Genomic DNA, 2,415 nt, shown 5'->3' on the forward strand with positions numbered 1-2,415 from the left:
CCCCGTTCACGGGGAGAAGGTGCCCGAAGGGCGGATGAGGGGCGGCGCGGCATTCGAAGGGACCGCGCCGCCTCCCGATCCGATTGTTGGAACAAACCTCGCAGCCTCGGCGCTGCCCCTCATTGTCCTGCCGGACATTTCTCCCCGTATAGTGACGGGGAGAAAGGGCTGGTTTCGCCGCTTCGCCAAACAAAAAAAGGCAGCGCCAGATTCTGGCGCCGCCGTTTTGTTGTTGCTGTATGTGCGGTGGCTTTACGCCGCCGGCTGCGCCTCGATGGTGCGCAGCGCCTGCATCTGACGCTTGGCGGCGGCCTTGACCGCGTCCTGCACCTTCTCGAAGGCGCGCACCTCGATCTGGCGCACGCGCTCGCGGCTGATGTCGAACTCGGCCGAGAGCTCTTCCAGGGTCAGCGGCTCTTCGGCAAGGCGGCGCGCCTCGAAGATGCGCCGCTCGCGGTCGTTGAGCACCGACAGAGCGCCCGACAGCATGGCGCGCCGGCTTTCCAGCTCGTCCTGCTCGATCAGCATCTCTTCCTGGCTTTCGTGGTCGTCGACCAGCCAGTCCTGCCATTCGCCAGACTCGCCCTCGCTCGCCCGGATCGGGGCGTTGAGCGAAGCGTCGCCCGACAGGCGGCGGTTCATCGACACCACTTCCGCCTCGGAAACGTTGAGGCGGGTGGCGATCTCGGCAATCTGGTCGGGCTTCAGGTCGCCATCATCGAGCGCCTGGATCTTGCCCTTCACCTTGCGCAGGTTGAAGAACAGACGCTTCTGGTTGGCGGTGGTGCCCATCTTGACCAGGCTCCACGAGCGCAGGATGTATTCCTGGATCGAGGCCTTGATCCACCACATGGCATAGGTGGCGAGCCGGAAACCACGCTCCGGTTCGAATTTCTTAACGGCCTGCATGAGGCCGACATTGCCTTCCGAGATCACCTCGCCGATCGGCAGGCCGTAGCCGCGATAGCCCATGGCAATCTTGGCGACGAGCCGCAAATGGCTGGTGACGAGCTTGTGCGCAGCCGTGGTGTCCTGATGCTCGGCGTAGCGTTTCGCGAGCATGTACTCTTCCTGCGGCTGAAGCATCGGAAAGCGGCGGATTTCTTCCAGGTAACGGGCGAGACCGCCTTCACCGGAAACAATACTGGGTAATGATTGGGCCATGATAGCGCCCCCTCTCTCTTTGGAGTGGATGCCCCCGAAACGCGGCGGGCACACGTCACGGATGCCAAAGGCTCATCCGCGACAACTTCTGTATATAGGAACAAAACCAGAAAAGACAGGCATTTGTTCAACGCTAAACAGTCTGTCACGTTGAAGTGAACAACGCCGGTCAGGTTTTTTGATGGCTGGTTTGCAGCTTGTTGGCGGGTCGGTTCAAAGTTTTCGGAAGTCGACGACGAGTTCCTCCATGTCTCCCGGTATCGGCGCTTCGAACCTCATCGTTAGATGGGTGGTCGGGTGCTCGAATTCAAGGAGCCAGGCATGCAGGGCCTGCCGTGGAAAGGCTTTGACCTTGGTTTTCAAGGGTTCCGGCAGCCGGTTGGCTTTGGTGCGGAACGCCTGGCCGTAGTCCGGATCGCCGACAACCGGATGGCCGATATGGGCCATGTGGACGCGGATCTGGTGGGTGCGGCCGGTCTCCAGCCGGCATTCGACGAGGCTCGCGGTGGCGAAAGCCTGCTGTCCTTCGCCGAAGCGCTCGACGACGCTGAAATGAGTGACGGCATGGCGGGCATCGTCGCGGCCCTCGGGAACGACGGCACGGCGGACGCGGTCGGCGGCTCGGCCGAGATGGGCGTCGATCGTGCCGGTCGGCCGCTGCGGAATGCCCCAGACCAGCGCCAGATAGGCGCGTTCGAGATCGCCGGTGCGGCCGTGATCGGCAAAGGCTTCCGACAGGGCCTTATGCGCCCGGTCGGTCTTGGCCACCACCATGACGCCGCTGGTTTCCTTGTCCAACCGGTGGACGATACCAGGCCGTTTGACGCCGCCGATGCCGGACAGGCTGTCGCCGCAATGATGGATCAGCGCATTGACCAGCGTGCCGGTCCAGTTGCCGGCGCCGGGATGCACGACCAGCCCCGCCGGCTTGTTGATCACGATCAGCTCGTCGTCCTCGTAGAGGATGTCGAGGGGAATGTCCTCGCCTTGCGGTTCGGCCGGCTCGGGCGCGGGCACCAGAATCTCGATCCGCTCACCGGCGATCAGCTTGCGCTTGGTTTCCAGCACCGGCTTGCCGGCGATGGAGACAGCCCCCTGTTTGATCAGCGCCTGCACGCGGCTGCGCGAAAGCTCCGGCCCGAGCCTGGCGGCGAGCCACTGGTCGAGGCGCTGCCCGGCGGCGTCGGCGCCGGCTTCGAGCGCGACGGCTTCGCCGGATTCCTCGTCCGCCGATTCGTCCTCTATCAATAT

3 protein-coding genes are annotated in these 2,415 nt (G+C 63.7%); 1 reads left to right on the top strand and 2 read right to left on the bottom strand.

Annotation, left to right across the window (positions count from 1 at the left end):
* Positions 1–298: hypothetical protein (locus EOA27_RS41675; RefSeq protein ID WP_210214186.1), on the top strand; the 298-nt coding region annotated here is incomplete at its 5' end.
* On the opposite strand, the gene rpoH is transcribed toward EOA27_RS41675, so the two are convergent.
* Together rpoH and EOA27_RS32085 are read right to left on the bottom strand one after the other, a co-directional pair.
* A complete protein-coding gene (rpoH, locus tag EOA27_RS32080; protein ID WP_126064089.1) occupies positions 253–1,164 on the bottom strand; it encodes an RNA polymerase sigma factor RpoH in 912 nt (303 codons plus the stop codon). The two genes, EOA27_RS41675 and rpoH, sit on opposite strands and share 46 nt — an antisense overlap.
* Positions 1,165–1,377: 213 nt before the next feature.
* A complete protein-coding gene (locus EOA27_RS32085; protein WP_127258206.1) occupies positions 1,378–2,415 on the bottom strand; it encodes an RluA family pseudouridine synthase in 1,038 nt (345 codons plus the stop codon).

The organism is Mesorhizobium sp. M2A.F.Ca.ET.037.01.1.1 (assembly GCF_003998075.1).
Taxonomy (GTDB): domain Bacteria; phylum Pseudomonadota; class Alphaproteobacteria; order Rhizobiales; family Rhizobiaceae; genus Mesorhizobium.